The 26782-nt window shown below is 65.5% G+C and carries 25 protein-coding genes; 10 read left to right on the forward strand and 15 right to left on the reverse strand.

Annotation, left to right across the window (positions count from 1 at the left end):
* Positions 1-428 precede the first annotated feature (428 nt).
* A complete protein-coding gene (locus BJ970_RS30100) occupies positions 429-677 on the forward strand; it encodes a hypothetical protein (protein ID WP_184730503.1) in 249 nt (82 codons plus the stop codon).
* A 21-nt stretch (positions 678-698) separates the two neighbouring features.
* Here BJ970_RS30100 and BJ970_RS30105 read toward each other — a convergent pair whose 3' ends face one another.
* A complete protein-coding gene (locus BJ970_RS30105) occupies positions 699-1055 on the reverse strand; it encodes a DUF7144 family membrane protein (protein WP_184730505.1) in 357 nt (118 codons plus the stop codon).
* Between the two features lie 374 nt (positions 1056-1429).
* Here BJ970_RS30105 and BJ970_RS38365 point away from each other — a divergent pair, with 374 nt between their 5' ends.
* The 6 genes from BJ970_RS38365 (at position 1430) to BJ970_RS30135 (ending at position 5269) form a co-directional block, all read left to right on the forward strand.
* Positions 1430-1927, forward strand: a complete 498-nt coding sequence (locus tag BJ970_RS38365) for a fluoride efflux transporter FluC (RefSeq protein ID WP_312864547.1) — start codon at positions 1430-1432, stop codon at positions 1925-1927.
* Complete coding sequence (locus BJ970_RS30115) at positions 1924-2265, forward strand: DUF190 domain-containing protein (protein WP_184730509.1); 342 nt, start codon at positions 1924-1926, stop codon at positions 2263-2265. Before BJ970_RS38365 ends, BJ970_RS30115 begins: the two co-directional genes overlap by 4 nt.
* Entirely contained in the window at positions 2262-2636 is a 375-nt protein-coding gene (crcB, locus tag BJ970_RS30120; RefSeq protein ID WP_184730511.1) for a fluoride efflux transporter CrcB, read from the forward strand. The genes BJ970_RS30115 and crcB overlap by 4 nt, the downstream gene beginning before the upstream one ends.
* A gap of 166 nt (positions 2637-2802) precedes the next feature.
* Positions 2803-3429 carry an FAD-dependent oxidoreductase gene (locus tag BJ970_RS30125; RefSeq protein WP_246471898.1) on the forward strand — a complete coding sequence of 209 codons (627 nt, stop codon included), beginning with the start codon at positions 2803-2805 and terminating at the stop codon, positions 3427-3429.
* Positions 3333-3776: a cytochrome P450 gene (locus BJ970_RS38370; RefSeq protein WP_312864548.1), complete on the forward strand. Its 444-nt coding sequence runs from the start codon at positions 3333-3335 to the stop codon at positions 3774-3776. The genes BJ970_RS30125 and BJ970_RS38370 overlap by 97 nt, the downstream gene beginning before the upstream one ends.
* A 431-nt stretch (positions 3777-4207) precedes the next feature.
* On the forward strand, positions 4208-5269 hold the full coding sequence (locus tag BJ970_RS30135; protein ID WP_184730513.1) for a PTS transporter subunit EIIC: 1062 nt from the start codon (positions 4208-4210) through the stop codon (positions 5267-5269).
* 436 nt (positions 5270-5705) lie between these two features.
* Here BJ970_RS30135 and BJ970_RS30140 read toward each other — a convergent pair whose 3' ends face one another.
* The 5 genes from BJ970_RS30140 to BJ970_RS30160 form a co-directional block, all read right to left on the reverse strand.
* Positions 5706-7115, reverse strand: coding sequence for a GH1 family beta-glucosidase (locus BJ970_RS30140; RefSeq protein ID WP_184730515.1), 1410 nt, complete (start codon positions 7113-7115; stop codon positions 5706-5708).
* 7 nt (positions 7116-7122) lie between these two features.
* Positions 7123-7926 carry a carbohydrate ABC transporter permease gene (locus tag BJ970_RS30145; protein ID WP_312864627.1) on the reverse strand — a complete coding sequence of 268 codons (804 nt, stop codon included), beginning with the start codon at positions 7924-7926 and terminating at the stop codon, positions 7123-7125.
* Between the two features lie 116 nt (positions 7927-8042).
* Entirely contained in the window at positions 8043-9026 is a 984-nt protein-coding gene (locus BJ970_RS30150) for a carbohydrate ABC transporter permease (RefSeq protein ID WP_184730517.1), read from the reverse strand.
* Between the two features lie 11 nt (positions 9027-9037).
* Complete coding sequence (locus tag BJ970_RS30155) at positions 9038-10312, reverse strand: extracellular solute-binding protein (protein ID WP_184730519.1); 1275 nt, start codon at positions 10310-10312, stop codon at positions 9038-9040.
* A gap of 539 nt (positions 10313-10851) precedes the next feature.
* Positions 10852-11277 carry an SsgA family sporulation/cell division regulator gene (locus tag BJ970_RS30160; RefSeq protein WP_184730521.1) on the reverse strand — a complete coding sequence of 142 codons (426 nt, stop codon included), beginning with the start codon at positions 11275-11277 and terminating at the stop codon, positions 10852-10854.
* A 391-nt stretch (positions 11278-11668) separates the two neighbouring features.
* On the opposite strand from BJ970_RS30160, the gene BJ970_RS30165 reads away from it, so the two are divergent.
* A complete protein-coding gene (locus BJ970_RS30165) occupies positions 11669-15349 on the forward strand; it encodes an ATP-binding protein (RefSeq protein ID WP_184730523.1) in 3681 nt (1226 codons plus the stop codon).
* Positions 15350-15555: 206 nt separating this feature from the next.
* On the opposite strand, the gene BJ970_RS30170 is transcribed toward BJ970_RS30165, so the two are convergent.
* From BJ970_RS30170 to BJ970_RS30200, 7 genes are all read right to left on the reverse strand, one after another.
* Positions 15556-15780, reverse strand: a complete 225-nt coding sequence (locus BJ970_RS30170; RefSeq protein ID WP_246471899.1) for a hypothetical protein — start codon at positions 15778-15780, stop codon at positions 15556-15558.
* A 122-nt stretch (positions 15781-15902) separates the two neighbouring features.
* The gene (locus tag BJ970_RS30175) at positions 15903-16520 is read right to left on the reverse strand and encodes a helix-turn-helix transcriptional regulator (protein ID WP_184730525.1); all 618 of its coding nucleotides are present in this window, start codon (positions 16518-16520) and stop codon (positions 15903-15905) included.
* A 603-nt stretch (positions 16521-17123) separates the two neighbouring features.
* Complete coding sequence (locus tag BJ970_RS30180; RefSeq protein ID WP_184721886.1) at positions 17124-18218, reverse strand: ABC transporter ATP-binding protein; 1095 nt, start codon at positions 18216-18218, stop codon at positions 17124-17126.
* Positions 18219-18301: 83 nt separating this feature from the next.
* Complete coding sequence (locus tag BJ970_RS30185) at positions 18302-19135, reverse strand: carbohydrate ABC transporter permease (protein ID WP_184730527.1); 834 nt, start codon at positions 19133-19135, stop codon at positions 18302-18304.
* Positions 19136-19137: 2 nt separating this feature from the next.
* Entirely contained in the window at positions 19138-20091 is a 954-nt protein-coding gene (locus tag BJ970_RS30190) for a carbohydrate ABC transporter permease (protein ID WP_184730529.1), read from the reverse strand.
* Complete coding sequence (locus BJ970_RS30195; RefSeq protein WP_246472044.1) at positions 20088-21437, reverse strand: ABC transporter substrate-binding protein; 1350 nt, start codon at positions 21435-21437, stop codon at positions 20088-20090. Before BJ970_RS30195 ends, BJ970_RS30190 begins: the two co-directional genes overlap by 4 nt.
* A 538-nt stretch (positions 21438-21975) precedes the next feature.
* Positions 21976-22413 (reverse strand): cold-shock protein, encoded by a 438-nt coding sequence (locus BJ970_RS30200; RefSeq protein WP_184730533.1) that lies wholly within the window; start codon positions 22411-22413, stop codon positions 21976-21978.
* A gap of 280 nt (positions 22414-22693) precedes the next feature.
* On the opposite strand from BJ970_RS30200, the gene BJ970_RS30205 reads away from it, so the two are divergent.
* Complete coding sequence (locus tag BJ970_RS30205) at positions 22694-23287, forward strand: dihydrofolate reductase family protein (RefSeq protein WP_184730535.1); 594 nt, start codon at positions 22694-22696, stop codon at positions 23285-23287.
* A 7-nt stretch (positions 23288-23294) separates the two neighbouring features.
* Here BJ970_RS30205 and BJ970_RS30210 read toward each other — a convergent pair whose 3' ends face one another.
* A complete protein-coding gene (locus BJ970_RS30210) occupies positions 23295-24521 on the reverse strand; it encodes a 3-deoxy-7-phosphoheptulonate synthase (RefSeq protein ID WP_221468315.1) in 1227 nt (408 codons plus the stop codon).
* A 1177-nt stretch (positions 24522-25698) separates the two neighbouring features.
* Here BJ970_RS30210 and BJ970_RS30215 point away from each other — a divergent pair.
* The gene (locus BJ970_RS30215; RefSeq protein WP_184730539.1) at positions 25699-26187 is read left to right on the forward strand and encodes a beta-class carbonic anhydrase; all 489 of its coding nucleotides are present in this window, start codon (positions 25699-25701) and stop codon (positions 26185-26187) included.
* Positions 26188-26222: 35 nt separating this feature from the next.
* Here BJ970_RS30215 and BJ970_RS30220 read toward each other — a convergent pair whose 3' ends face one another.
* Positions 26223-26645, reverse strand: a complete 423-nt coding sequence (locus BJ970_RS30220) for an STAS domain-containing protein (RefSeq protein ID WP_184730541.1) — start codon at positions 26643-26645, stop codon at positions 26223-26225.
* Between the last annotated feature and the right edge of the window lie 137 nt (positions 26646-26782).

Genomic DNA, 26782 nt, shown 5'->3' on the forward strand with positions numbered 1-26782 from the left:
ACCTCCTGCGTGTTCTCCCCAGTATGCCAACGGAGCCGGCCTTCTCACCGCAACACCCGAAATCCCGTTCAAGCCGATCTCGGGAGGGATTCCGGCTTTGCCTGCGCGGCGCAGTCCGCGATGCGGCGCGACGACCTCCGCGCCCACGGGCGTACCATTGCCTCCTCTTATGTCCACAATGGAACCGGCTGGCCAGCGTCGAACAGGTGCAGGAGATCGTGACACGCTCCGATCGGGTCAAAGGCCCTGGGCTCTCGGCACTGCTTCAACGGCATCGCGGACACCACCGCGGATCACATAGCGCTCGACGCCTCGACGCGAACATCGAGATCGAATGGCCGGACGGCGCCTCCACCGGAACGACTTGGGTGGCCGGCGGTTGAATCCAGCGGGGCAAAGACCACCGTTCTCGGGCGTATGCTGGCCACATGCCACCGGTGGAGGTGCTCGCGACAACCGAGTCCGTCGAGGAGGTGCGGCGGAGGCTCGAACACGCCGACATCACCGACCCACGTGAATGTGCGCTCCTGGCTCACGAAATCGAACTGCTTGAGCACTGGGCGAGTCTCCTGAAAGACAGCGACTACGCGGCGATGGGAGAGGGACTCGCCCACTTCGCCCGGCGCTGTGCCCATTGGCTGGCGCGCGCGGCGGAACACTGCCGCACCCCTGGCTAGGCCGTGTCCAGGTGCGTTGCATCAGGAGCTCGGTTTGGACGACCTGGCGTGCGCGATGATCGCATAGATGGTCAGCACGTCCAGAATCATGATCAACACCGACAGGGCCACCCCCACGGGCAGCGCGAGGTTGTTCAGGAAGCTCAACGCGAGCAGCACGATACCGACGATGCGAGCCCACAATTGACCGGCCCGCACCCCGAACGTGGTCGCGATCAGGACGATCCCGGTGAACAGGAAACCCCAGCCCAATGACCGGTAGTCCGCCAGGACGGGCGTGGTCGAAAGGTTTAGGCCGGCCGTGCGCGAGAGCGCCAGCGCCCCCAGGACGATGTGCAGGACCGCGGTGGCCAGCAGGAACAGTGTCGCGAAGGTCATCCAGCCGCCTTGTCCCACGTGGAGGCGACCGCGAGCCGCTCCGGAAGTTGCCATGCCCTCCCCCCTCGTGGCCGTGCCTGCGCTCAGCAGCGACTGTTGCCGGCGCCGCCGGCGACAGTTCAAGGGTGTGGTGACCGAACGCAATGCGCTCGGGTCGTTCGTCCTCTGCGTTGAAACCGGTGCCGCTGGCGAGCTGCGGTGCGGTACTGGTTACCCTGGTTGCGGCGGCGGTGCCCGTGCCGGGGTCGTCGCGCGGCGGTGGGGCCCGCCGTACCCGAACCGCGGTGCGTTCGCCGCCAACGGTCCCTACTCACCACCGACAGCGCCCTGGTGCGCGTCGGCTGACCACGTATGTGAGTAGGAGGAGTTCTGTTGTGAAGTCCCCAGAATCTGAGCGGGTGGATGAGCCCGCCGATTCCGATGTTGATTTGTCGGTGCCCGCGCGGCGTGCGGTGCGGGCGCATGGCCAGTTCGCGGTGGTGGCCGTGGTCGCGCTCGGCGGCGCTCTGGGTGCGACGGCCCGGTATGGCGCGTCGCTGTGGTGGCCGTCCCCGCCGGGCGGCTTCGGTTGGGTCACGTTGGGGATCAACGTGGCCGGGTGCGCGGCGATCGGGGTGTTCATGGTCCTGATCAGCGACGTGTGGACCGCGCACCGGCTGGTGCGGCCGTTGGTCGGCACTGGCGTGCTGGGCGGGTTCACCACCTTTTCCACCTACGCCGTCGAGGCCCAGCAGCTGGTGCAGACCGGGCAGGCCGGGCTGAGCCTGGCCTACCTGGCGACCACGCCGCTGGCCGCCCTCGCGGCGGTATGGGCTGCCGCGACGGCCACCCGCGCGGTGACCCGACGAGCGCGACGCGGGAGGCAGGCATGACACGACAGCACAGCCAGGCTTTGCGGGCGACGATCTTCGTCGGCGAGAACGATACGTGGCACCACAAGCCGTTGTTCAGCGAGATCGTGCACCGCGCGCACGCCTCGGGACTGGCCGGGGCAAGCGTGTTCCGGGGTGTCGAGGGCTACGGCGCGTCCTCGCTGATCCACACCACCCGGCTGCTGTCGCTGAGCGAAGACCTGCCGGTGGCGGTGGTCATCGTCGATCGCGCCGAGCGGGTACGGGCCTTCCTGCCCCAGCTGGACGAGCTGATCGGTGAGGGCCTGGTGATCCTGGAGCACGTCGAGGCGGTCCGGTACACCAAGGAGGAAAAGTGAACTGGCTGCTGGTGATCGCCGGGGCCGTGGTTGGGGCGCCGCTGCGGTACCTGACCGACCGGGCGGTGCAAGCCCGTCACGACACCGTGTTCCCGTGGGGCACGTTCACCGTCAACGTCACCGGCTGCCTGATCCTGGGGCTGCTCACCGGCGCGGCCGCCGCCGGGGCGGCCCCGGCGGCGGTGCAATTGCTGGTGGGCGCCGGATTGTGCGGGGCGCTGACGACCTACTCCACGTTCTCCTACGAGACGTTACGCCTGGCCGAGAACGGGGCGCGGTTCTTCGCGCTCGCCAATGTGGTGGCCAGCGTGATCGCGGGCCTGGGCGCGGTGACGTTGGGCGGGATGCTGGCGCAAGCGGTGTGGCAGTGAACCAGGTAGAGAGCGCATGCGGTGCCGACGGCGCTCCGCCAGCATAGGAGGGTACGGCCACCGGCCCGATCCACTGGGCACAGCGGCCGGTGCGCTCGCCGACGTCTCGGGGGCGAGGTCAGGATGATCGACGCGACCGAGGCCACCCGTCAGGGGGCAGACGCCGATGGCCCCTGACAGTCTCCTGCAGGCGCTCCGCGAAAAAGGCCGCATCGTGATCGTCGGTGCGTCGCTGGCCGGTCTGCGCGCTGCCGAGCAACTGCGCGAGGAGGGCTTCGCCGGTTCGCTCACCTTGATCGGGGATGAGCCCTACGAGCCGTATGACCGACCTCCGCTGTCCAAGCAGGTGCTGCTCGGCTGGACGCTGCCCGAGGACACCGGGCTTGGCCACCGGCGCGCGATCGATGCGCAGTGGCGGCTCGGCGTCGCCGCCACCGGGCTCGACCGGGACGGCAAGCGCGTCCTGCTGGCCGACGGGGACGAGGTGGAGTTCGACCGCCTGCTGATCGCCACCGGCGTGCGCTCCCGCCCGTGGCCGCACGAGACCGAGGCCGCGTTGGACGGCGTATGCGTGCTGCGCACCAGGGAGGACACCGCCGGACTCGGACGTCGGCTGACTCGACAACCAAACCAGGTGTTGATCATCTGGGCGTGCCGAGGCAGGACGAGCCGCGCTTCCGGGCCCTGGTCGACGCCGTGGTCGCCGGCCTCAGCCCGGGCCAGGACGCGGCCGAGCAGCGGCGCTCGGCGCAGCAGGCCCGCCTCGACCTGGGGCAGTACCTGGCCGGGCTGATCGAGGAGCACCGCCACCACCCCGGCGACGACATTCTCTCCGCGTGGATCACCGACGAGGGGCCGGAAGGACGGATGTCTCTGGTGGAGCTGATCACCACCGCAGTCCTGCTGCTGATCGCCGGCCATGAGACCACAGTCAACCTGATCACCAACGGGATGCTCACCCTCCTGCGCCGCCCCGAAGCGCTGGACCGCTTGGGCGACGCCCCGCACACCGCGCCCGAAACCGTCGAGGAGTTGCTGCGCTTCGAGCCCCCGGTGCATGACCGCCAGGTGGCGGGGACCGCGCAGGACCGGGCTCGGCCGGTCGTAGCCCAGTCTTGGTCGGCGCCGGGGTGTCGATGACGGTCGCGGACTGGGCGACCCCAACAGCGGCGACGTGATGGTGTGAAAGATGACTCTTGCCGAACCGGCGCCGTTGCGCGGATAGGCAAACCTAAGGGAGGAAAGTGCATTACCCGGTAATTTCCGTTGTTTACGCAGACGTAGTGCGGTGAGCTGCGTGCGGCCTGCCACAGCGCATCGTCACTATCGGCTGCCGCAACAGCGCCGACGACGACTTTGACGGCTGGGCCGGATAAACGGTGAGCGGCGGCACCGCCAGTGTCGACCGCGGCGGACGCGGCACGCCGTCCACACCACCAAACCCGAGCTCGATTGACCCTGACTCCCGATGCACTGCACCGAAGGAGCGCACCGATGCAACGGGTCAGGGTCATGTTGCTTTCGACGCACGGCCTGCGCCGATAGCTGGAAACACCAGGGAACAGTTGAGGATGACGAACACCGCCGAAGAAAAGCCATCGCGTTGGCAAGTCGGTTCGACGATCCAGCGATGGGGCGGGCACTTGGCCAGCATCGTGATGCCCAATATCGGGGCGTTCATCGCTTGGGGCCTGATGACCGCACTCTTCATTCCCGAGGGCTGGCTGCCCAACGCCACCTTGGCCGCCATCATCCAACCGATGATCAGGGTGCTGCTGCCCATTCTCATCGGTTACACCGGGGGCAGGGTGGTCCACGGGCAGCGCGGCGCGGTGGTGGGCGCGGTGGCGACCATCGGGCTCGTGGTCGGTGCCGACACCCCGATGCTGCTCGGCGCCATGTTCATCGGTCCGGCGGCGGCACTGCTCCAGAGGTGGTTCGATCTGAGCATCGGCGCCCGGGTGGCGCCGAGTTTCAAGATGCTGGTGGACAACTTCAGCGCGGGCATTCTCGGCGGCGCGGTTGCGATTCTGAGCATGATCGGGGTCCGGCCGATGATCGAGGTGATGACCAGGACGCTGGCCGACGGGGTGCAAGCGCTGATCGATCTCGGCCTGCTACCGCTGGCCGCGTTGATCATCGAACCGGCCAAGGTGCTGTTCCTCAACAACGCGATCAACCACGGCGTCCTGTCTCCGCTGGGTGTCACCGCATCCGCGGAGAGCGGCAAGGCGATCGAGTTCCTGCTGGAAACCAACCCCGGCCCCGGCCTCGGCATCCTGCTCGCCTGCACGTTTTTCGGAACGACGTCGATGCGGGCCAGCGCCCCGGGCGCGGTGTTGATCCAATTCTTCGGCGGTATTCACGAGATCTACTTCCCCTACGTCCTGGCGAAACCGCAGTTGATCCTCGCCGCGATGGGCGGCAGCGCGGTCGGGATCTTCATCTTCGCCGCCACTGGAGCGGGGCTGACGGCGACCCCCTCCCCCGGCAGCATCATCGCGTTGCTGGCTGTCACACCCCGGGGCAGCCATGTTGGCGTGCTCGCCGGCGTAGCGGCCTCGGCCGTGGTCTCATTCCTCCTCGCGGCCGTGTTGGTGCGGTTCGGCCCGGAGCGAGCGGTCGAGCGATGACGTCACGCCAGCTTGCGGAGCCCTTCGTACAGTTGCCACAAGACCTCCAGTGACGGGCGGTGTCCGCGGGTCGGCGCGATTTCGTGCACAACGACCAGCCGCGCGTTGATGGCGTCGGCCGACCCGGTGCGGCAAGATCGGGCACGTTATGGGGACGCCATTCCGGCACCGTCAACACGGCAAAGTGGAAAATGTTCGCCGCGCCGGACTTTGACGAAATAGGTGCAGGTTGATCGCGGTGGCGATGTTGCCCGTACACCTATTCACGGCCGACCAGGGCGACGCGCGAATTCGAGCTCAAGCGCTCCGTCGCGAATGGGTGATCGCGACCCCAGACTTTCGGCTGATAATCCCGGATTCGGGGGATCGCCCCGCTTCGGGAGACGATGGCAGGTGCAGCGCCGAACCGGCCATCGGTGCCTGAGATGCGTCGGTACTAGTCCACCGCGAGCTCTGCGTAGTCCCCAGTTGGTACGGTGTTGTTTTCCACGACGCTGGAGTAGAAGCGGGCGCTGTCCTTGATGGTGCGTTGCTGGGTGTCGAAGTCGACGTGGATCAGGCCGAAACGCTGGGTATAACCCATCGCCCACTCGAAGTTGTCCAGCAAGGACCACGCCAAATAACCACGGACATCGGCACCACGCTCGATAGCGGCATGCACGGCGCGAAGGTGATCTGCGAAATAGCGGACCCGCTGGGAATCACGAACCCGGCCATTGTCCAGCGTGTCCGGGAAAGCGGCCCCGTTCTCGGCGACCACGAGCGGAACCTCGGGACAGTGCTCGTGCAGCCAGACCAGCAGATCGGTCAGCGAACCCGGAGTCTGCTCCCAGCCGAACGACGTCAACGGACCCCGAGGCGGCAGCACATTGAAACCACGCATACCGGGCAGCCCGCAATTGCTGGGCACCGACACATCAGGCAACGGCGCCACCCGTGTCGGCGCGTAATAGTTGACCCCAAGCCAGTCCAGCGGCGTGGTGATCAACTCCATATCACCCTCCCGGATCGCCGGCTCCAGAGCGTTCAGGTGCTCAAGATCAGCCAGCACGTCCTGCGGATAACCCCGGCCGAGCACCGGGTCAAGAAACATCCTGTTGTGCATGCCATCGAACTTGCGCGCCGCCTCACGATGAGCCGCATCATCGGCATCGGTGAGCACCGGCGAAAAGTTCAGCACCAGCGAAAACCGCTGATCCGGACGAGCGAGGGCCCGCAACGCGGCCATCCCCTGCCCATGAGCCAGCAGATGATGATGCGCGGCCACCAACGCGGTCCCAGGCTCGGCGATACCCGGCGCGTGCACCCCGTTGCCATAACCCAGAAACGCCGAACAGAACGGCTCGTTCAACGTCGTCCAGTCCCGCACCCGGTCACCCAGCACACCGTGCACCGCCACGGCATAATCGGCGAACCGCGCGGCGGTATCCCGCACCCGCCAGCCGCCCGAGTCCTCCAGCGCCTGCGGCAGATCCCAGTGGTAAAGAGTGACCATCGGGGAAATACCGCGGCCCAGCAGCTCATCCACGAGCCGGTCATAGAACGCGATCCCGGAAGGATTCAGGGTGCGCCCATCGGGCATGACCCTGGGCCAGGACACCGAGAACCGGTACGCCGGCAGGCCCAGCTCGGCCATCAGCGCCACGTCTTCGGCATAACGATGGAAATGATCACACGCCACCTCACCGGTATCCCCGTTGAGGACCTTGCCTTCCTGGGCGGCGAAGGTGTCCCAGATCGACGGGCCGCGGCCATCTTCCTTGGCTCCGCCTTCGACCTGGTAAGAGGCCGTCGCCGCCCCCCATATGAAACCCTGCGGGAAACCGAGTACCTGTTCGTTGGTCATAACCACCTCATCCGTTAACCGACACGCGTGTGATTCCATTGACGATCTGCCTCGCCAACACGATGAAAACGATGATCACCGGCAACACCCCCAAAGTCGCACCGGTCAACATCAGGGAATAGTCCAGGAAATAGCCACTGGCCAGCCGCGACAAGGCCACCTGCACGGTCAGGCTCTCGTTGGGATCCAGCACGATCAATGGCCAGAAGAAATCGTTCCACGCCGCCATGAACGTCACCATGCCCAGCACCGCCGCCTGCGGGCGGATCGCGGGCACAGCCACGTGCCAGAACACCGCCCACAACGAGCACCCGTCCACCCGCGCGGCATCAACCAGCTCGGTCGGCACCGCCTCCTCACAGGCCTGCCGCATCCAGAACACCGCGAACGCGTTGATCAGACCGGGCACGATCACCGCCTCCAGCCGGCCGTACCAGCCCAGCTCACCCACCACCATGTAAAGCGGGATCACCCCCAGCTGTGCGGGCACCATCACCGTGCCGATCACCACCAGGAACAACGAGTTACGGCCCGGAAAACGCAACCGGGCGAAAGCGAACCCGGCCAGGCTGGACAACACCACGTTGGACAACGTGACCGTGCCCGACACGATCAACGAGTTCTGCAACGCCAGCCAGAAATCCACCGTGTCGAATACCCGGCGGACGTTGTCCAGCAAATACCCACCCGGAATCAGCGGCGGGCTCGCCTCACCGATCGCCGAGGAATCACTGGAGGACACCACAAACGACCAATACAGCGGAAACGCCGACGCGGCCACCACCCCCACCAGCAGCGCATAAACGAGCACCCCGGGCCGCCGCGCCCCCGCCGCCCGGCCATCCCCGGCCCCGCCATTCGTGGCCCCACTCGTTGCTCGCTCGTCCCGCCACGATGCGGGGTTCACGACACCGGCAGCCACCGGCCTCACCCTCCTGCTCGGATCCGGCGCGCCAGCCAGAAATTCACCAGCGCCGAAAGCACGCACACCACGAACAACACCCATGCGATCGCCGCGGCATACCCCGCATCGAAAAGACCGAACCCCTTCTCATACAAATACATCGTCACCGTCTGGAACTGCCGGTCACTGCCGCCCACACCGGCCGTGCCCGAGGCATCGAACAACTGCGGCTCGGCGAACAACTGCAACCCACCGATCGTGGACACCACGACCGTGAAAATGATGGTCGGCCGGATCCCCGGCACCGTCACCGACCAAAACGACCGCCACCGCGACGCCCCGTCCAGCGCCGCGGCCTCATACAACTCCCGCGGCACATTCCGCATCGCAGCCAGATACAGCAGCGAGTTATACCCCGTCCACCGCCAGATCACCATCGTCGCGATCGCCACATGCGAGGGCAACCGCTGCGCCCCCCAGTCCACCGGATCCACCCCCACCAGACCCAGCACCCAGTTCACCACGCCGAAATCACGCGCGAACAATTGCCCGAATACCAACGCCACCGCCACCACCGACACCACGTTCGGCAGCAACACACCCGCCCGCCACACCGTCCCGGCCCGCAACGGCCGGTCCAGCAGCGCCGCGATCCCCAACGCCGCCAGCAACTGCGGAACCGTCGAGAGCAGGAAAATACTCATCGTGTTGAACAACGCGTTGTAAAAATCTGGGTCGGCGAACAACTTGGCATAATTCGCCAACCCCACAAAGCCCTGATCACCATCGATCAACTGCCAGTCATGCAACGACACCCACGCGGTATACAGCAACGGGAAAACGCCGAACACCGTGAACAACACAAAGAACGGAGCGATGAACAAAAACGGCGTCACCCGGTTATCAAGTCGCGTCAGCACCCACCTCCGACGCGCCCCGTCAGCCGGCCCACGATCAGCGCGGGCCGGCTGACGGGAAGGCGCCGTCGACACCCGAAGCGGTGACATCTGCTTCCTTACTACTTCAGCGCGTCGCGTGCTTGCTGCACGGCCTCGGCCCACGCCTGGTCGACGGTCTGCTTACCCTCTTCCACCCGGCCCAGCGCCTGCCCGAACTTCGGCCGCACCACACTGTCCTTGGTTCCCCGGTAATTCGGCCGCAACGTATCCGCCGACGTCGCATAAATCTGCCCCACCGGTGCATTGCTGAAATACGGATCGGTCTTACCAATCACCGCCGGGTCCTTATACGCGGCCGGCGCGCTCGGCAGACTCCCACTCTGCAAGAAGATCCGCTTCTGCTGCTCCGGCGCAGTCAACCACTTCGCGACGTCGTAGGCCTCCCGCGGATGCGCACCCTGCTTGGGCACCGTCAAGAACGAACCACCCTGACTACCGCTGTTCCCCGGCACGGTGGTCACGTCCCACTTCCCCGCATTGGCATCGCCACCCGCCGACCGGATCTGCTCCAGCATCCACGCCGGGCAGTTCATCGTCGCAAACGTGCCCTGCTTCACCGCGACGTTCCACGCCTGCGTATACGTCGTCACCCGCGCCGTCTGGCCCTTCGCCGCGATTCCCCCCGCGATATCAAACGCCCGCCGCAGGTTCGGATTGTGATCCGCGATGAACGAATCATCCGCCTTCGCGAAGAAGTTTTCCTCGGACTGGTTCAGAATCGCGGTATAGATACTCCCCGCCGAGTCCGCGAACTTCACATCAGGCACCGCCGCACTGAACCGGTCGGCAACCCGCGCATAATCCTCCCACGTGGGCCACAACCGAGCCACCTCAGCGCGATCGGTCGGCAGCCCGGCCCGCGCGAACAGGTCACGCCGATAACACGTCGCCAGGCCCCCCATATCCGTCCCGAGCCCGAGAACGAAGCTACCGTCCTTGCTGACCCCCTGCGCCCACTTCCAGTCCGACCACTGACTCTTCAGATCCTGAGCCCCGAAATCGGCCAGATTCACGAACTTGTCTTTCGACTGCATAAACTGCGGCATATACTGCTCTTCCACCGCAACAACGTCCGCAGCTCCATGCCCACCCGCCAACGCGGTAGCCAACCCCTTGTGATGCGCCTCAAAGTCCGAGACCTGAGCCTCCAAATGAATATTCGGATGCTGCGCCTCGTACTCCGCGAACAACGGCTCGTAACCGAACTCACCGAACGTCGCGACCTTGATCACGATTTTGCCGCTGTCAGCGCCACCCCCAGCACAGCCGCCTAACACGACCGCTAGGGCCGTAGTCACGGCCAGTACAGACCACAACGAACGCCTTCGTGTCATTGCACTTCCTTGTCTCCGGGGTCGCGACGCACTGGGCAGTGTGCCCGTTGGTCTACCGCGTACCCGACGGGTGTGTCCAGAAGAGGAAGCATAGACTGCCTGTTGGGGTAACCATGCGGCTCAGTGCGAACCGGTTCAGGTTCGTGATCTGCTCCGCCGGGCCGCCACCCGAAACCATTCGGCCACAAGGGTATTGACCGCGGAACCGGCGGTTGCGGGCACTCCGGAGAAATCGATTGCGCCCCGCTTGTCCTGGTTCGGCGGCCGGCTCGTGGATCAGTTCCGGGACCCCGGGACGTCCACTGAGGACCCGGTTCCCCAGGCACACCGCGACGCACGAGTGCGCGTCGCTGAGCAACTGCGCGGGCGGCCCCACTCCCCTGGCGTTCTCGTCGTTCACCGCACGGACAAGTTTTCTTCATCGCCGGTGTCGAAATATGCCTATTTCGACACGACCGGCCTGCCATCAGTTGGCCGCACCCACGGACCGGACGACACCCCACGCACCGGACAACACCGCGGTCCGGGGTGCCGATCGGCTACATGTCGTGCGGGAGCAATCTGCTCAGCGCGTCGTCGATGCTCATCCACTTGTGCTCTTCGCCGGGTGCGACGACGTCGTAGGTATCGTTCAAGAATTCCATCAACTCATCGGCGTCGGCTTCGAAGGTGGCCTGGCCGGATGGCGAGCTCAACGCGATCACGACCAATCCCGACACGTCCCGTCTAGGCCGGATTCGCACATCGCCATGCCCGCTGTCGACGACAAGCCCGTCGGCCACCAGCTCGCGGGCGACCACCCAATCCACCTGGCCGGTCCTGCCCACGTTGAACTTGATGCCGACCTCGTACGGGTTGCGGCTGTCGTAGCGTAGTTCCACTCCAACCGGCGCGAGCACCCCTGCCGGGGCGACCAGGTTGAAGACCGTGGTGACGAGAACCGTCTGGTGATCATTGACCGTCATGGCGAACTCCCTAGCGTCGTTTCCTGACCGGGAACAAGCATGGCCGCCACGACCCCATATCTTCTTCACGAAATCTCCGCCCCGTGCGCACCGTCCGGTGCCCGCCCACCGAGCAGTGGATTCCCATTCGCGAATCTCCCTCGATACCTGCGGCAAAGCGCTCAATTGAGCAGACATTCGACGACGCTCCGCAAGCGTCCGACGAGCGCGAATTCACCCACTTGCCCGAATCTATCACCTCAGTTGCAGCCGAAAATCGCGTGCGACCGCAACCACATGTAAAAACAGGCAATCCTTCGGGCACACAGCCGGTCGGGCACGGATTCGTGCCCAAAAGTGCCCTAGTTTGGAGATGCCTCTGAATTTGCTCGAAACTGGGAATAGGGGGGTTATGCTGACGAGCGCGAGTGGCCCGCTCAAAGTCGAGTTGCTGGGACCGTCGCGCGCCTGGCTGGGGGAGAACGAGGTCGCTCTCGGTCCGGCCCGACAGCGAGCGGTGTTCGCGGTGCTGGCGTTGCATGCCAACCACGTCGTGTCCCGGCACGAACTCATCGACGCGCTGTGGGGTGAGTCGCCGCCGGCTAGCGCGGAAGGCAGCGTTTATACCTATGTTTCGGGGTTGCGACGCAGTCTGGAGCCGAATCGTTCGCGCCGGTCGACCGCGGGTGTCCTGATCTCGCAGCCCGCCGGTTACACGCTGCAGCTGGCGCCCGAAGCCCTGGATGTGCGCGTCTTCGACCGGCTGCGCGAGCAGGGACGACAACAGCTCACGGCCGGGGATCACGAGACGGCGGTGGAATCGCTGGATGCCGCGTTGGATTTGTGGCGCGGGGAGGCGCTTTCCGGTGTTCCGGGCCCCTTCGCACAACTCCAGCGCGAGCGTCTCGCGGAGTTGCGGCTGGCGACCATGGAACACCGGGCGACGGCGGTGCTCGCGTTGGGTGGCCATGTGGAGCTGGCGGCGGAGCTGGCCGGGCTGGTCCGCGAGTTCCCGCTGCGCGAGTCCCTGCGCGTGTTGCTGATGACCGCGCTCTATCGCAGCGGGCGGCCGGCGGAGGCATTGGAGGTCTTCCGGGAGACCCGCCAGGTCCTGGTCGAGGAACTCGGCATCGAACCCGGTCCCGAGCTCAGCCGGGTGCACGAGCGGATCCTGGCCAACGATCCCGCCTTGGACGCGACCCCGGCCAGGGCTGCCTCGGCCGGGGCGGCGCCGCTATCGATCGTGCCGGCCCATGTCACCCGCGCGCTCCAGCGCAACGCCGAAAGGCGCTTCGTCGGGCGTGCGGTGCCGACCGCGCGGCTGCGGGAGCTGGTGTCGGAGGTGTTGTCGGGCCGGGGCCGGTCGGTATGGATCGAGGGTGAGCCCGGCATCGGCAAGTCGGAGTTGCTCACGGTCGCTCTGGCCGACGCCGGGCGCCGTGGTTGCCAGCTCGCGTGGGCGGTCGCCGACGAGCTCAGCCAGCGATTCCCGCTCCAGGTCATGACCGAATGCCTAGGCATCGACGCGACCGCACCGGATACCCGGCGGACACGACTGGCCGCCACCCTGCACGGCGAGCACGCCGCGGAACCGGTGGACCAGCTGCTCGCGCTCGTCGACGAGTTGTGCGCGACCTCGCCGCTGCTGCTGGTCATCGACGACCTGCAATGGGCCGACGAAGCCAGCGTGCTGGTGTGGCATCGGCTCTGCGCGGCAACGCGCCAGCTGCCGCTGCTGCTGGTGGCGGCGACCCGTCCCGCTCCGGAACGGGTCGAGCTGCGGCAATTGCGCCGCGCCGTCGAATCACGAGACGGTGAAGTGTTCCACCTCGAACCGCTGACCGACCTGGAGACCGAGCAACTGCTCGGCGAGATCGTCGGCGCCAAACCCGGGCCCGTCCTGCGGGAAATAGCGGGCCGCGCCTCGGGAAACCCGCTGTACGTGCAAGAAATGACCGACGCTCTGATCCGCGCCAATGTCGTGGAGATCGCCAACGGCACCGCCGACGTCCCCGCCTCCTCGATCGCCGAAGCCCCCAAAACCCTCGTCGCCGCGATCGGCAGAAGGCTCGACTTCCTCTCCGCCCCCACCCGGGAAGTGCTCCGCTGGGGCGCGCTGCTCGGGCAGGAGTTCTCCGTCACCGACATCGCCGCCGCCACCGGCCGACAGGTCTTCGAACTGTTAGGGGCCTTCGAGGAAGCCGTCGCGGCCAACGTGCTCGTTGACGCGGAGACACAACTGGCGTTCCGGCACCCGCTATTGCGTCAGGCACTCTACGACGGAATTCCGAAAGCGGTGCGAGGTGCTCTGCACCGGCAGGCGGCCGAAGCACTCGCCAGCAACGGCGCCCCGGTCAAACAGGTCGCCGAACACCTCCTTGCCGCACCGGCCGCCGACGACCGGTGGGTGCTGGAATGGTTGAGCGACAACAACGTCGCGGTCTCCAACCGCGCGCCACTGATCGCCATCGACCTGTTCGAACGCGCGCTGCAAAGCTGCCCGGCCAACGACCCCAACCGAGAGGTGCTGCTCGTCGCGCTCGTCAAGGTGCTGTTCCGGGCGGGACGCGACCCGGAAACGGAAGCGCGCCAAGCCCTCGCAATCGCGACAGACCCGTACCGGTCGGCGGAGATGCGGCAACTGCTGGCGGCGATGCTGCATCGGCGAGGCATGACACCTGCGGCGATCGACACGCTGGGAAATGCGGCCAACGATCCGGCGGTCCCGGAGATCTGGCGCGCCAGGCACCGGTCGTTGCTGGCGAACTTCCGGCGTGGCGATCTCAGCGATCTCGACGCGACCGAGAAGAGCGCCGACGAGGCTTATGCGCAGGCGATGATCACCGATGAGCCCTACCCCATCGCGCACGCCTTGCAGACCATGTGGCTGGTGGATTCGGTGCGCAGGGACCACGCACGCGCGCTCGCGCACATCGACCAGGCGCTGGAGGTGGTCGGTCGAGATGCCGACCTTTCCGAGTTCCGCTTCGACCTGCTGGACAACCGCACGTTCACGTTGCAGAACCTGGATCGCCTCGACGAAGCGGAGACGACCATGCGCGCGGCCAGAGAGGTCGCGGCCCAACACATCCCGTCAAGCGGCCTGCAGGTGACCGAAGCGGTGCACTACTACTGGGTGGGCCGCTGGGACGACGCCATGCTGGCATTGCAGACCCTGACCGAGGACGGCCCGGCGATCTCCTTCTACGGGTTGCGTGAACCCGGGCCGGCGGCACTGCTTTCGCACGGCGTCGGCGCGCTGATCGCCGGACGGCGCGAAGACGTCAAGATGGCCGCGCGGCACCTCGACGCGGCCGAGGAGTATTCGCCATCCACCGGCGCGGAACGGGAAAGCTGCGACTTCCTGCTGGTCGCCCAGGCTCTCGTGGCCGAACAGCGCGGCGAGCAGGACAGATCGCTGTCCGTCCTCGATCCGGTCCTCAACCCCACCTTCGCGCCCCTGATGCTGCGGCACCAGTGGTTGCCCGACTTCGTCCGGCTGGCCGTCGAATTCGGCGACCACGACCGAGCGCACCAGGCATTGGAGGTCTGCCAGAACGAAGCGGCCAAGGAGAGCCAGCCGGCCCGGGCCTTCGCCGCGGCCGCCCGCTGCCAAGGGCTCATCGCGGGCGACCCCGAACCGATCATGGCCGCGGCACGGCACTACCGGGAGGTGGGACGTCGGGTCGAACTCGCCGCGGCGCTGGAGGACGCCGCCTTGCTGCTGGCGCAACGGGGTCTGCTTAAGGAGGCACAGCGCGCGCTCGACGAGGCCATCCGGCACTTCGCCGAGCTATCCGCCCGCTGGGACATCCGCCGGGCCGAATCCCGGCTGCGCAGGTTCGGGATCCGTTCGAACCCGCACACCGCACTCGTCCGCCCCGCCGACGGATGGGAAGCCCTCTCCCCCGACGAAATCCAGATCGCGATTCTCGTCGCAGAGGGCCGTTCCAACCCCGACATCGCGTCCGAATTGGCGGTGCCGCGGCGCGTGGTGCAAAGCCATGTCGCCCGCATACTGGGCAAGCTCAACGCGCACTCCCGGGTCGCAATCGTCGACGAAGTCGGCAGGCGCGTTCCGGTCAACTCCTGAGAGTGTTTCAAAGTGGTTTACGTAGCGGTGCGGGTAGCAGAACCTCAGACGACGCCTGGACTCCGCCGATCCCCGACTGATGTATGCCCAATACACGGCGCTGGGGCTGTCCTCGCCAGGCAACGCCTGAGAACCCGCAGCGGTGCAAGCTGAGTCCCACACCGCAAGCGGCTTACGCCGCTTACAAACAGACCGTAGCCCCAGCGTCAGAGGTAGTCGCTGGGGTCGACGTCCAGTAGCAGGTCGCGCAATGCCGCGCGCAACCGCTCGGCCTGCAAGGGAGTGAGGACCGCATCGGTTCCATCCGGTGCGGTCAACAGCAACTGCCTATCGGCGAATACCAGCGTCAATTCGGAGTCGCGGCCCTGCGCATCAGTGCAGGGCAGCACGCATCGGGCCGCTTTCGTGGCCATCGCATCCATGGTGAACATCGAGGTCCTCCCCCGTGCTATGCCGTTGCGAGGTTTTCGGGTTCCGGCGATTCCCCCCGGAGAGCGCGACAGAGCCGCCCCAGGTGCGGATGGCACGCTCTTAGAACCGTTTTCGGACGTGGTCAGATCGCCCCGGCCCGCATGGCATAAGCCACCGCGTGCGGCCGGTTGCGCAGGTTGAGGCGGCTGGTCACGCCGTAGATGACGTTCTTGACGGTCCGTTCGGAGTAGCACAGCTTCTGCGCGATCTCCGCGGTGTCCATGCCATCGGCCATCAACCGCAGCACGTCGACTTCCCGCGTGGTCAGGCCGGACGAGCTCAAACCGCGCGGCGTCAGCACCTCACGCTGCAGGTAGTCGATCTGCTTGAGCAGCTCGCCCAGCAGGTCGGGCGGCATCACGCCGCCGCCGTTGGCCGCCGCGAGGACGCTGTTGATCAGTCTCGCACCGGTCGCGGCCGTTCTCGGTAGCACCGCCACCACGCGGGATTCGACCGCACTGAGCACGTCGGCGGGGTTGAGTTCGTTGGTCACCAGCACGCGGGGCACGGAGACTTCTTGTGCCGACTGCCGCAAGTCGGCCAGGACCTGAGCGTTGATGCGGTCCGCGGCGAACACGATCACGTCGGCCTCGGCATGCGTCGGCACCACGAACAACTCGGGCCGCGACTTCAGGCAGCTGGTGAGGCCGGCGAGGGTGATGGGGTCTACAGCCTGCACAGCCACTCGCACTCGGTCCATCGGTGTCTCCCACACGTTGAGTGATGATGTGATCTCAGTGTGCGAAGCCCGTCTTCACGAATTCTCTATGTCATCTCTACACGGGTTTGCCCTGGTAAAGACTGTTGCGCGAGCGACTGGCGCCGGTTCCACTCATCCAGCAGGAGGTCGATCCAGACTACGTGGAGTTGGGCCGCCTGTTCGTCTCCCGAGGCACGGCACCGCAGAACGTACTCACGAGCGTCCGCCATCTCGGACTCCAACTGCTGCAACGGGGACCCGGTGCCCCCCGGCAGATCGGTCGTTACCAACGCACTCCTCCTCGATCCGGTGCCCCTCAATCAACCATGCCTGAAACTCGATACGCTAGCCGATTCCACGACCAGAACTGACCGTTCGGCTAACCCACTTTGCCTCGTCACGCACCCGCCGTGTGGCGAAACGCGTTTCGCCGAGACGGTCGTCACAGTGGCTGGTCAGCACGTCCCCCTGGGCTGCACTCCTGGGCAGACCGCGGCGACCCGGGTTCTCCTTCGTCCGGCCCAAGCCGACGATGGAGGACCCGGTAGACGGTCGAGGCGTACCACCCCGCCCGACCGCCGCCACATCTGCGGAACTCGCTGGTCAGCCGGTGATGCGTTGGGTGGTGTTGGGGTCGAAGGTGTGGATTTCGGTGGTGTTGCGGATGGTGACGCGGATTTTCTGGTTGATTTGGGGTGGGGTGCGGCCGTCGACGCGGACGACGATTTTGTGGTCGGTGTCGCCGATGAGGCCGTGTAGGTAGGCGTCGGAGCCGAGTTCTTCGACCAGGCGGATGGTGAGGTCGAAGCCGTTTTCGGTGTCGGTAGCCGGTCGCAGGGATTCGGGGCGGATGCCGAAGGTGACCTCGGCGAGTTGGTGGGTGGTGGCGTGGGTGAGCACGGTGCGGGGCAGGGGGATGCTCAGTCCGCCGATCTGCACGCCGGTGGCGTCGAGGGGCAGGGTGAGCAGGTTCATGGCGGGTGAGCCGATGAAGCCGGCGACGAAGGAGTTGGCGGGGTGGTCGTAGAGTTCGCGGGGGCTGGCGCATTGCTGGAGCACGCCGTCGGCGAGCACGGCGACGCGGTCGCCCATGGTCATGGCTTCGACCTGGTCGTGGGTGACGTAGAGGGTGGTGGTGCCCAGGCGTTGCTGGAGTGCGGCGATGTTGGCGCGGGTTTCCACGCGGAGTTTGGCGTCGAGGTTGGACAGGGGTTCGTCCATGAGGAACACGCTGGGTTCGCGCACGATGGCCCGGCCCATGGCCACTCGTTGGCGTTGGCCGCCGGAGAGGGCTTTGGGTTTGCGGTCGAGGTATTTGGTCAGATCCAGCATCGCGGCGGCTTCGGCGACTTTGTCTTTGATCTGGGCGGCGGGCATGCGGCGGAGTTTGAGGGCGAAGCCCATGTTCTCCCCGACACTCATGTGGGGGTAGAGGGCGTAGGACTGGAAGACCATCGCGATGTCGCGGTCTTTGGGTGCCAGGGTGCTCACCGCCCGGTGGCCGATGCGGATCTCTCCTTCGTCGACGGCTTCCAGCCCGGCCAGCATGCGCAGGGCGGTGGATTTACCCGATCCCGAGGGGCCGACCAGGACCAGGAACTCGCCGTCGTCGATGGAGAGGTTGAGGCGGTCGACCGCGCGCACGGCGTGGGTGCCGCTGTAGATGCGGGAAGCCTCCGCGTAGGCGACTTCTGCCATGATGTGCTGCCTCCAAGTCTGTGCCCGGGACGTTCGGCTGTCCCCGGGGCGTCCGGGAAAAAGCGTTTGGGGTGTGTGGGGGGTTATTTGACCGCGCCCATGGACAAGCCGCGCACGAGGTGGTTCTGGGCGATCCAGCCCACGATCATCACCGGCAGCGACGCCAGCAGCGCCGCAGCCGACAGTTGCGCCCAGTACAGGCCCTCGCTGGTGATGAACCCGACCAGAAACACCGGCACCGTGCCGGCCTGGGCGGCGGTGAGGTTGACCGAGTAGAAAAACTCGGTCCAGGAAAAGATCACACAGATCAACGCGGTCGCGGCGATACCGGGCGCGACCACCGGCAGGATCACCCGGTAGAGCATCACCGCCAGACCGGCCCCGTCGACCCGGGCGGCCTCGATGACTTCCCTGGGCATCTCCAGGAAAAACGACCGCATCATCCACACCGCCAGCGGCAGGTTCATCGCCGTGTAGAGAATGACCAGGATCCACACATTGTCCAGCAACGCCAGATTCTGCGAGATCACATACAACGGGATGATCGCGGCCACCACCGGCAGCATCTTGGTGGACAGGAAAAACCCCAGCACGTTCGGGGTGCCCGGCACCGCCGCGATCGACAGCGCATACGCCGCCGGCACCGCCAGCAGCAGCACGAACACCGTCGAGACCACCGTGGTGAACGCCGAGTTGGCCAGATACGGCACGAACCCCCGCTCCAGCACCCCCGCCAACTGCGTCAACGTCGGGGAGAAGATCACCCGCGGCGGATCGGTGTAGGCATCGGCCTCCTGCTTGAACGCCGTGATCACCATCCACAGCAACGGGAACACGAACAGCACCGCCACCAGCCAGGTCACCCCGGTCACCAACCCCCGCCCACCCCGGGCTCGGGCGATTGTTTGCGCGCTCATCGCTATTTCCCCCCGTCACTGATATCAAAGGCCCTAAACATCAACCGCAACGCGAACGTCGCCACCACCAGCGTGATCGCGACCACGATCACACCCATCGCCGAGGACTGCCCGACATCGAAACCCTCGAACGCCCGCTGATAGATGTAATACGGCAGATTCGTACTCGCGATCCCCGGCCCGCCCTGGGTCATCAAAAAGATCGCATCAAAACTGTTGACGATGTAAATCGCCCCCAACAACACCGCCAACTGCAGATACCGGGACAACTGCGGCAACGTGATCGAGACGAACGTCCGCCACCGCCCCGCACCATCGACCTGCGCGGCCTCCAGCACCTCCCGGGACTGACTCTGCAACCCGGCCAGCACCAGCAGCATCATAAACGGCGTCCACTGCCAGATCACCTGCGCCATCACCGAGGCCAGCGGGAACTCCGACAACCAGTCCACCTCACCGGCCCCGAACGGCTCCAGCACGAAATTGAGCAACCCGAACGTCGGATCGAACATCGTGGTCTTCCACAACAGGGCCCCCGCCGCCGGCAGAATCAGAAACGGAGTGATCAACAACGTGCGCACCACACCCCGCCCGGGAAACGACCGGTCCAGCAACAACGCCAGACCCAACCCCACAAGCAACGACACCAGCACACACACCACCGTCAACACCACCGTGTTGAGCATCGCGGTCCGGAACTGGGAATCGGCGAACACATCCAGATAGTTCCGCAACCACACGAAATGCCGCGAACCCGGCCGCACCAGATTCCACGACTGGAACGAATAGAACACCGTCACCACGAACGGGACCTGCGTGACCGCGATCGTGAACACCAACGCCGGCAACAACGGAAGCCTGCGCCGCCACACCGACCCGCCACCACCACGCGAACCCGCCGGGCGGCCCACCACCTGCGCAGCCCCCGCCGAGGGGCCCGACAACGTCGAAGTCATCGCGTCTCCTGATACGACTTACCAACCGTCTGGGCATACTCCTGGGACCGTTCCAGCGCCTCATCCACCGAAATCTGCCCCGCGATCGCAGCCGAAAGCTGCTGAGAAACCCGGGTCCCCAAATCCTGGAACTCCGGAATCCCCACGAACTGAATCCCCGGATACGGCACCGGCCCGGTCATCGTCGCCTGCTGATTCGCCGAATCGATCCCCTCCAGCGTCGCCCCGGCATAACCACCCGCGGCCGCCTGATACTCCGGGATCTGATACGTCGACACCCGGGAACCCGGCGGAACCTGACTCCACCCCAAAGACCGGCCCACCGTGCGGACATACTCCTTATCCGTCATCCAGCGCATAAAACGCCACGCCGCCTGCTTATCCGGCGCCACCCTCGGCATCGCCAACGCCCACGTATACAACCAGCCACTGGCCGGAGTCGATTCCACCGGCGCCGGGACATAACCAGACTTACCCACCACCGCACTATCCGACGGTTTCTCATTCGTGCTGGTCATCACCGTCGAGTCATACCACATCGCCGCCTGACCCTGCGCATACCGAGTGCCGCACTCCGAAAAACCCGCACTCGAAGCACCCACCTCACCATGCGCCCGAACCAGATCAACATAAAAACGCGCGGCAGCCCGAAACTCCGGCGAGGTCAACCGCGCATTCCAATCCCGGTCGAACCACCGCCCACCAAACGTGTTCACCACCGTATCGAACACCGCCAGGCTCTCCCCCCACCCCGGCTTACCACGCAAACAAATCCCGGCAACCCCGGCCGCCGGATCATCCAACCGAGCCGCCAACTCGGCAACCTGCCGCCACGTCGGCCGCTCCGGCATCGTCACCCCCGCCTTAGCGAACAAATCCTTCCGATACGCCAAAAACGACGACTCCCCATAAAACGGCACCGCATACATCGAACCCCGATACGACAACGAATCACGAATAGACGGAATAAAATTACCCGCATCATAACCCGGACTCGCATCCATAAACGGCCGCAAATTCTCCAACCAACCATTCGCAGCCCACTGCGGAGCCTCAAAATTACTGATCATCACCACATCAAACTCACCCCCCTCCGTCGCCGTCGACGCCGTAATCTTCGCCCGCGCCTGATTCTCCGGCAACTGCACGAACTTCAACCGAATCCCCGGATTATCCCGCTCAAACCCCCGCGACAACGCAATAGCATCCTTCATCTGCGGATTCGCCACAATCCCAACCACCAACACCCGATCACCCCCACCCAAAGCACCAGCACCCGCACACCCACTCAACCCAACCAACACCACCAACAACAACGACACCACACGCACACCACGCCTAAACATGCGCCTAAACATGCGACCACCCCACAACACCGGAGCGCACCGAATCGACCGTTTGCCCGATGCTCGGTCCCGCATCAGGGACCGAACTCAAGCTGATCGACCGCGACTGGCTGACGATCGCAGCCCGCATACGCAATACACCTTCCTCGACATCGTCGTCGGCGTGGCACCATCCAGGTTTTCGCTCGCCTGAGCACCGGTTTGGTACCCCATCTGAACCGATTGCCGGGTTATTCAAAACCCACGCGAGAGGTCCCGACAACAGGTGAGCGGATTCGGCCCCCAGGAACCCCGCTACTTTGCCCATTCGCGCAGCACCCGCGGAAGAGATGATGTGAACTCGCACACCTTTTGACAAGAGCGCGCAACCAACGTGCGACCGCACCGACGCCGTATCCGCCGCAATACGGCGACAGAAAATGCATAGGCGACCGGGACGCCGTGGCGTCCCGGCCGCCTATGCGGATCTACTTCAGCGCGAACAGCAGTGCTGATCACTTCGGAGCGCCGCACTCGGCGACGTCCGCATTGGCCTCCGTCAGGTTTCCACCCAGCCGTGGCGCTGCGCGAACGCCACGAGCTGCCTGCGCACCTGAAGGATCTGGCCGCCCGTCATGCTGGGCGCGGCCTCGATCAGCACGTCCGTGATCTTCTGCGCGAATTCCGTCGTCGAGAGGACGTCGCAAAGCTCATCATCGTCGCGCCTGTTGTATACCTCGGAGGTTTGCGCCGCCCCGGCGGACGACTCCACCGTCGACGCATGCGAAGGCGTACCAAGTAGGTGCACGGACATGGCCTTCGTACCCTGCGTACCGGGCGTCGCCTCGAACTCCACCCGCATGCCGCCCCGGAGAACCTCCTTGAGCGAATCGTCCAAAATGGACGCATGCAGGAACACGTCCTCACCGCCGGCATCCGGCGCGATGAAGCCGTAACCCTTGATCCCATCAAACCGAACTATCGTACCCGTTTCCACCGCTTCAGCCCCTCAACCCCGCTAGACCGCGACACAATAATTACGGTTAAAGCATAACATCGGGCATTCGAAAAGCAAGCGAATGCCCTGCGACCGACCCGCAGGGCCACATGCAATTCAGGAATCGAGGTGTGCGGGTACGCAAACTTCCGTCGCTTCCGTGCATAGGTCCGCCGGATCGTCAGCGCCGGTGCCGTCTTGGAGCGGGCGATGACTTTGCCGCCCGGACGAGGTCTACTTGTTGACCGGCCGGTCAGCGGGTCCCGAACAAGGAGTAGCGATGCAGATCATTCTCAGTGACTTCATGAGCCTGGACGGCGTGGTGCAGGCGCCCGGCGGCCGTGCGGAGGACACCGACGGCGGGTTCGCCCACGGCGGCTGGTCGATGCCGTACTTCGACCCGGAGGTCATGGGCTCGATGATCGACGAGACCATGCGGAAAACAGCGGCGCTGCTGTTCGGCCGGCGCACCTGGCAGACGATGGCCGCCGCCTGGCCCGGCCGCGCCGGAGACCCATTCGCCGACCGCATGAACGAGATCCCCAAGTACGTGGCATCCCGCACGCTCAGCCAGGACGATCTCACCTGGTCCGGTTCGATCTTGCTGCCCGCAGACGACGCGATCGGCGCGGTGCGCGAGCTGCGCGCACGAGACGGCGAGGCGCTGCAGGTCATGGGCAGCGCCTCGCTCGCGGCGCAGCTGGTCGAACACGACCTCGTCGACGAGTACCGCCTGATGATCCAGCCGATCCTGCTCGGCGGCGGCAAGCGGGTGTTTCCCGGCGATGGTCGGGCCCGCCCGCTCGAACTGATCTCGACCACGACCACCGGGACCGGCGTGCTCATCTGCACCTACCGGCCGGCAGGCCGCTGACCTGGAATCAGGAGACAACCACCCCCGGCGCGAGCCTCGCCAGCTCCCCCACCGCGGCCGCGAGTTCAAGTGCTTGGTCGCGATTCAGGCGCGGGTCGCACGCCGTCTCGTACCGCTGGTTCAGACTTTCCAAGGTCACCGCAGGCGTCCCACCGACGCACTCGGTGACGGCTTCACCGGTGAGCTCCAGATGCAGGCCGCCCGGGTGGGTTCCGAGCGCACGGTGCACTTCGAAAAAGCCCACGACCTCGTCAAGCACGTCGTCGAAACGACGAGTCTTGTAGCCGCTCGGCGAGGAGAACGTGTTGCCGTGCATGGGATCGCAAACCCAGGTCACCGGGCCCGCGCTCGCGGCGACCCGCTCCACGAGCGGCGGCAGCACATCGCGGACCCTGCCTGCGCCCATCCGTGTGATCAGGGTGAGTCGGCCTGGTTGGCGGTCCGGGTCCAGTCCGTCGATCAACGCCAACACGTCGGCCGGATCGGCGGTCGGCCCGAGCTTCACACCGACGGGATTGCAAATCCCAGCGGCGAATTCCACGTGCGCGCCGTCGGGCTGCCTGGTCCGCTCCCCGATCCAAAGCATGTGGCCCGACATGCCGAATCGCCGGCCCGTCAGCGGGTCAGTGCGGCTGAGACCGACTTCGTACGGCAGCAGCAGCGCCTCGTGGCTGGTGAAGAACTCCTGGCGGACCGGCGCGGGGTTTCCGGTCAGTTCCCGAACCCGCGCCAGGGTGTCGGCCGCAGTCCGGTATGCCTGGAGGAGTCTGCCCGGGTCCGGTGTCCGCTCCTCGGTGCTGAAGTCCATCCCGTTCACGGCGTCGCCCCGGTAACTCGGCAGGACCGTACCGTCTCTGGTTTCCATTGCCGAGGAACGGGGTTTTCCGTATTGACCCGCGATGCGGCCAACGGTCACCACGGGCAGGTCCATACCGGCGGCGAGGACCTCGGCCATCTGAAGGAGTGTGCGCACCTTCCGCTCGACGGCCCCGGGGGTGGCACCCGCGAAGGTTTCCGCGCAATCGCCTCCTTGGAGAAGGAATGCCTCGCCCGCGGCCACCGAGGCGAGTCTCGCCCGCAACCGATCACACTCTTGAGGCGAGACGAGTTGCGGCCGCGCGGCGAGTTCATCCACCACCTCCCGCAGTGCACACGGGTCCGGCCAGTCGGGTTGTTGCGCTGCGGGCCGATCGAGCAGGGCAGGCGGTTCGAGCAGGGCATGTGATTCGTTCATTTCAACCTTCAGCATTGTTCGCGCACCAGACCGCTGTTCCCTGGACGACTATTTCTCGATTGGCCGCTTCACGGCCGCGGCACCATGCGAGGTATTCGACAAGCAGATTCCTCCCATCCTGCGATGATTCGAGATGATTAACCGAATCACGACGCGATGGGCGATAGAACCCGGATCGCGGTGGCGAACTCGCTGTCCGAACGCCGATGCCAGGCGCAGTTCTCCCAACGGTGGTGCTTCAGCGGCACTTCGAGTGAAATCCTCCGGCTCGACCGGTAGCCGGACTCGACCGGTAGCCGGAAGAGTACAACTGCGAAATTCACCTGCACAAGGGCGGCGTTACCGCAAATTTGGGCGAAGTCACTCGTTCACCCGATCGGACGAGCGAATCCTGGCAATCCAAATAGCTTCCCCACGAGCGTGAATCACGACTCCATCCGGAAAGTCAAACGCCTCCCGATAATTGGCGCACGATGCCCCGACAACCCTGCCCTTTCGTACCAGCGACTCGCAAGCGAGTCAGGCACCGCGTCCCGAACACGCACGCGATTCGCGACCGCAAAACACTCTTCCTCGCCGGACCCCCAGGCCAGGCATCTTCGGGCAAAAATACCGGAGCCCCGGGAACAACGACGTGGTGACGGCTGGGATCATTTGGCGCGATCAGGCGTGCCGCGATCGGAAGTTCTGGCGTGTTCCTCGCGTGATCTATGCGCGGTTCCACCCCTGGCCCGCTCGGCGAGAATACCACCACCAGCGGATATCCAATTGGTCCACAATAGACTGTCATTCGGGTAAACCCGAGTGAATGCCGCGCAATTCGATCCGACCGCGCGCCGGCGCTCCCGACTTCCGGCAATAAAGAACCCCACCACGACCCCACCGGCCCCTGAAACCCCCAACTTCCGGCAAAACCGGAATCTCACGACGACCGGCACGGCGCAACCCGCTTCGTCGCTTGCCGAACCTCGTAGCGCGGTGGCAGCATAGGTGCATGCGCGGTGTGCAGCTTGAGCCGTTCTGGCCGAGCCGTCGAGTTCACGAGTTCGACGAGTTCTGTCGCTAGGCCGCGCGCGGTCGTTTCGACCCTCCCTTTTCGTCTCCGTTCTTCGGGTGTCATCGGCGTGCGCGGCCGTCTTGGTCAGTCATTCCCAATCCTGGACGGAAAGGTTATGCCATGTCCGCAACCGATGAGCTCGTCGCCAACAACGCCCGTTACAGCGAGGGCTTCGAGGGTCCGCTGCCGTTGCCTCCGGCCAAGAAGGTGGCCGTGGTGGCCTGCATGGACGCTCGCCTCAACGTCTACGGAGCGCTCGGTCTCCAGGAAGGCGAGGCACACGTGATCCGCAATGCCGGAGGCGTCGTCAGCGAGGACGTGATCCGATCCTTGACGATCAGCCAGCGGCTGCTCGGGACCGAGGAAATCGTGCTGATCCACCACACCGACTGCGGCATGCTCACCTTCACCGACGACGAGTTCAAACTGTCGATCCAGCAGGACACCGGCGTGAAGCCGACCTGGGCCGCCGAGGCGTTCGCCGATCCGCAAGAGGACGTGCGCCAGTCGATAGCGCGGATCCGGAACAGCCCGTTCGTGCCGAAGAAGGATTCAGTGCGCGGCTTCGTCTTCGACGTGGCGACGGGCCGGATCGACGAAGTCGTCTGACGCGGTAAGGCGCCGTGCGGTTCCGCCGCACCAATTCAGACACCTGTCGCCAGCGCCGGAAGCGCAGTGGAGAAGCAATCCAGTTGGCTCGCGAGCCCTGCCACGTCCAATGCCCGAAGAACCTCACCGGTGTCGGCGACCAGCCGAAGCACGACGCCCTGAGCTTCGGCCAGCAGCCGAGCGCGGTGCAACAACTCGAGTCCCGGTACGCCGAGGAAGTGAACCTGCTTCAAATCGACTACGACGAGCCGTACCGCAGCCGACAGCCGTGGCAGCAACGCTTCTTCGTAGCGGGCAACGGTAGCGGCGTCGATCTCACCGAACGCGGCAACGACGATTGACTCGGAGTTCGGGTACGACACCCGCACCCGCAAGGCTTTACCGGGCGCTGTGCGCTCGTTGGTGGCCGCCCGTGTGTTCGCACGAGCAGCTTGGAAGGTGATGGAATCGGCGGTCACAGCGCTAACCCCTTCTCGCTCCGCCGAGAGATGCGCAGTCGCGACACCCGACTTGCGCACTAACCTGCGGCAGGTCGAGGACTCCGGACCAGCACCTCGTCGGTACTCTGCTTGATCCGCGGCTGACTGCACAACCG

Source organism: Saccharopolyspora phatthalungensis (assembly GCF_014203395.1).
Taxonomy (GTDB): Bacteria; Actinomycetota; Actinomycetes; order Mycobacteriales; family Pseudonocardiaceae; genus Saccharopolyspora; species Saccharopolyspora phatthalungensis.

Coding starts and splice junctions, on each gene's coding strand:
- BJ970_RS30175 (WP_184730525.1), bottom strand. CDS start 16,520: ATGGACCGAGTGCGAGTGGCTGTGCAGGCTGTAGACCCCATCACCCTC.
- BJ970_RS30205 (WP_184730535.1), top strand. CDS start 22,694: ATGCAGATCATTCTCAGTGACTTCATGAGCCTGGACGGCGTGGTGCAG.
- BJ970_RS30125 (WP_246471898.1), top strand. CDS start 2,803: ATGGCCCCTGACAGTCTCCTGCAGGCGCTCCGCGAAAAAGGCCGCATC.
- BJ970_RS30155 (WP_184730519.1), bottom strand. CDS start 10,312: ATGACACGAAGGCGTTCGTTGTGGTCTGTACTGGCCGTGACTACGGCC.
- BJ970_RS30140 (WP_184730515.1), bottom strand. CDS start 7,115: ATGACCAACGAACAGGTACTCGGTTTCCCGCAGGGTTTCATATGGGGG.
- BJ970_RS30100 (WP_184730503.1), top strand. CDS start 429: ATGCCACCGGTGGAGGTGCTCGCGACAACCGAGTCCGTCGAGGAGGTG.
- BJ970_RS30180 (WP_184721886.1), bottom strand. CDS start 18,218: ATGGCAGAAGTCGCCTACGCGGAGGCTTCCCGCATCTACAGCGGCACC.
- BJ970_RS30105 (WP_184730505.1), bottom strand. CDS start 1,055: ATGACCTTCGCGACACTGTTCCTGCTGGCCACCGCGGTCCTGCACATC.
- BJ970_RS30210 (WP_221468315.1), bottom strand. CDS start 24,521: ATGAACGAATCACATGCCCTGCTCGAACCGCCTGCCCTGCTCGATCGG.
- BJ970_RS30115 (WP_184730509.1), top strand. CDS start 1,924: ATGACACGACAGCACAGCCAGGCTTTGCGGGCGACGATCTTCGTCGGC.
- BJ970_RS30150 (WP_184730517.1), bottom strand. CDS start 9,026: ATGTCACCGCTTCGGGTGTCGACGGCGCCTTCCCGTCAGCCGGCCCGC.
- BJ970_RS30190 (WP_184730529.1), bottom strand. CDS start 20,091: ATGACTTCGACGTTGTCGGGCCCCTCGGCGGGGGCTGCGCAGGTGGTG.
- BJ970_RS30215 (WP_184730539.1), top strand. CDS start 25,699: ATGTCCGCAACCGATGAGCTCGTCGCCAACAACGCCCGTTACAGCGAG.
- BJ970_RS30135 (WP_184730513.1), top strand. CDS start 4,208: ATGACGAACACCGCCGAAGAAAAGCCATCGCGTTGGCAAGTCGGTTCG.
- BJ970_RS30160 (WP_184730521.1), bottom strand. CDS start 11,277: ATGACGGTCAATGATCACCAGACGGTTCTCGTCACCACGGTCTTCAAC.
- BJ970_RS30195 (WP_246472044.1), bottom strand. CDS start 21,437: ATGTTTAGGCGTGGTGTGCGTGTGGTGTCGTTGTTGTTGGTGGTGTTG.
- BJ970_RS30165 (WP_184730523.1), top strand. CDS start 11,669: ATGCTGACGAGCGCGAGTGGCCCGCTCAAAGTCGAGTTGCTGGGACCG.
- BJ970_RS30185 (WP_184730527.1), bottom strand. CDS start 19,135: ATGAGCGCGCAAACAATCGCCCGAGCCCGGGGTGGGCGGGGGTTGGTG.
- BJ970_RS30170 (WP_246471899.1), bottom strand. CDS start 15,780: ATGTTCACCATGGATGCGATGGCCACGAAAGCGGCCCGATGCGTGCTG.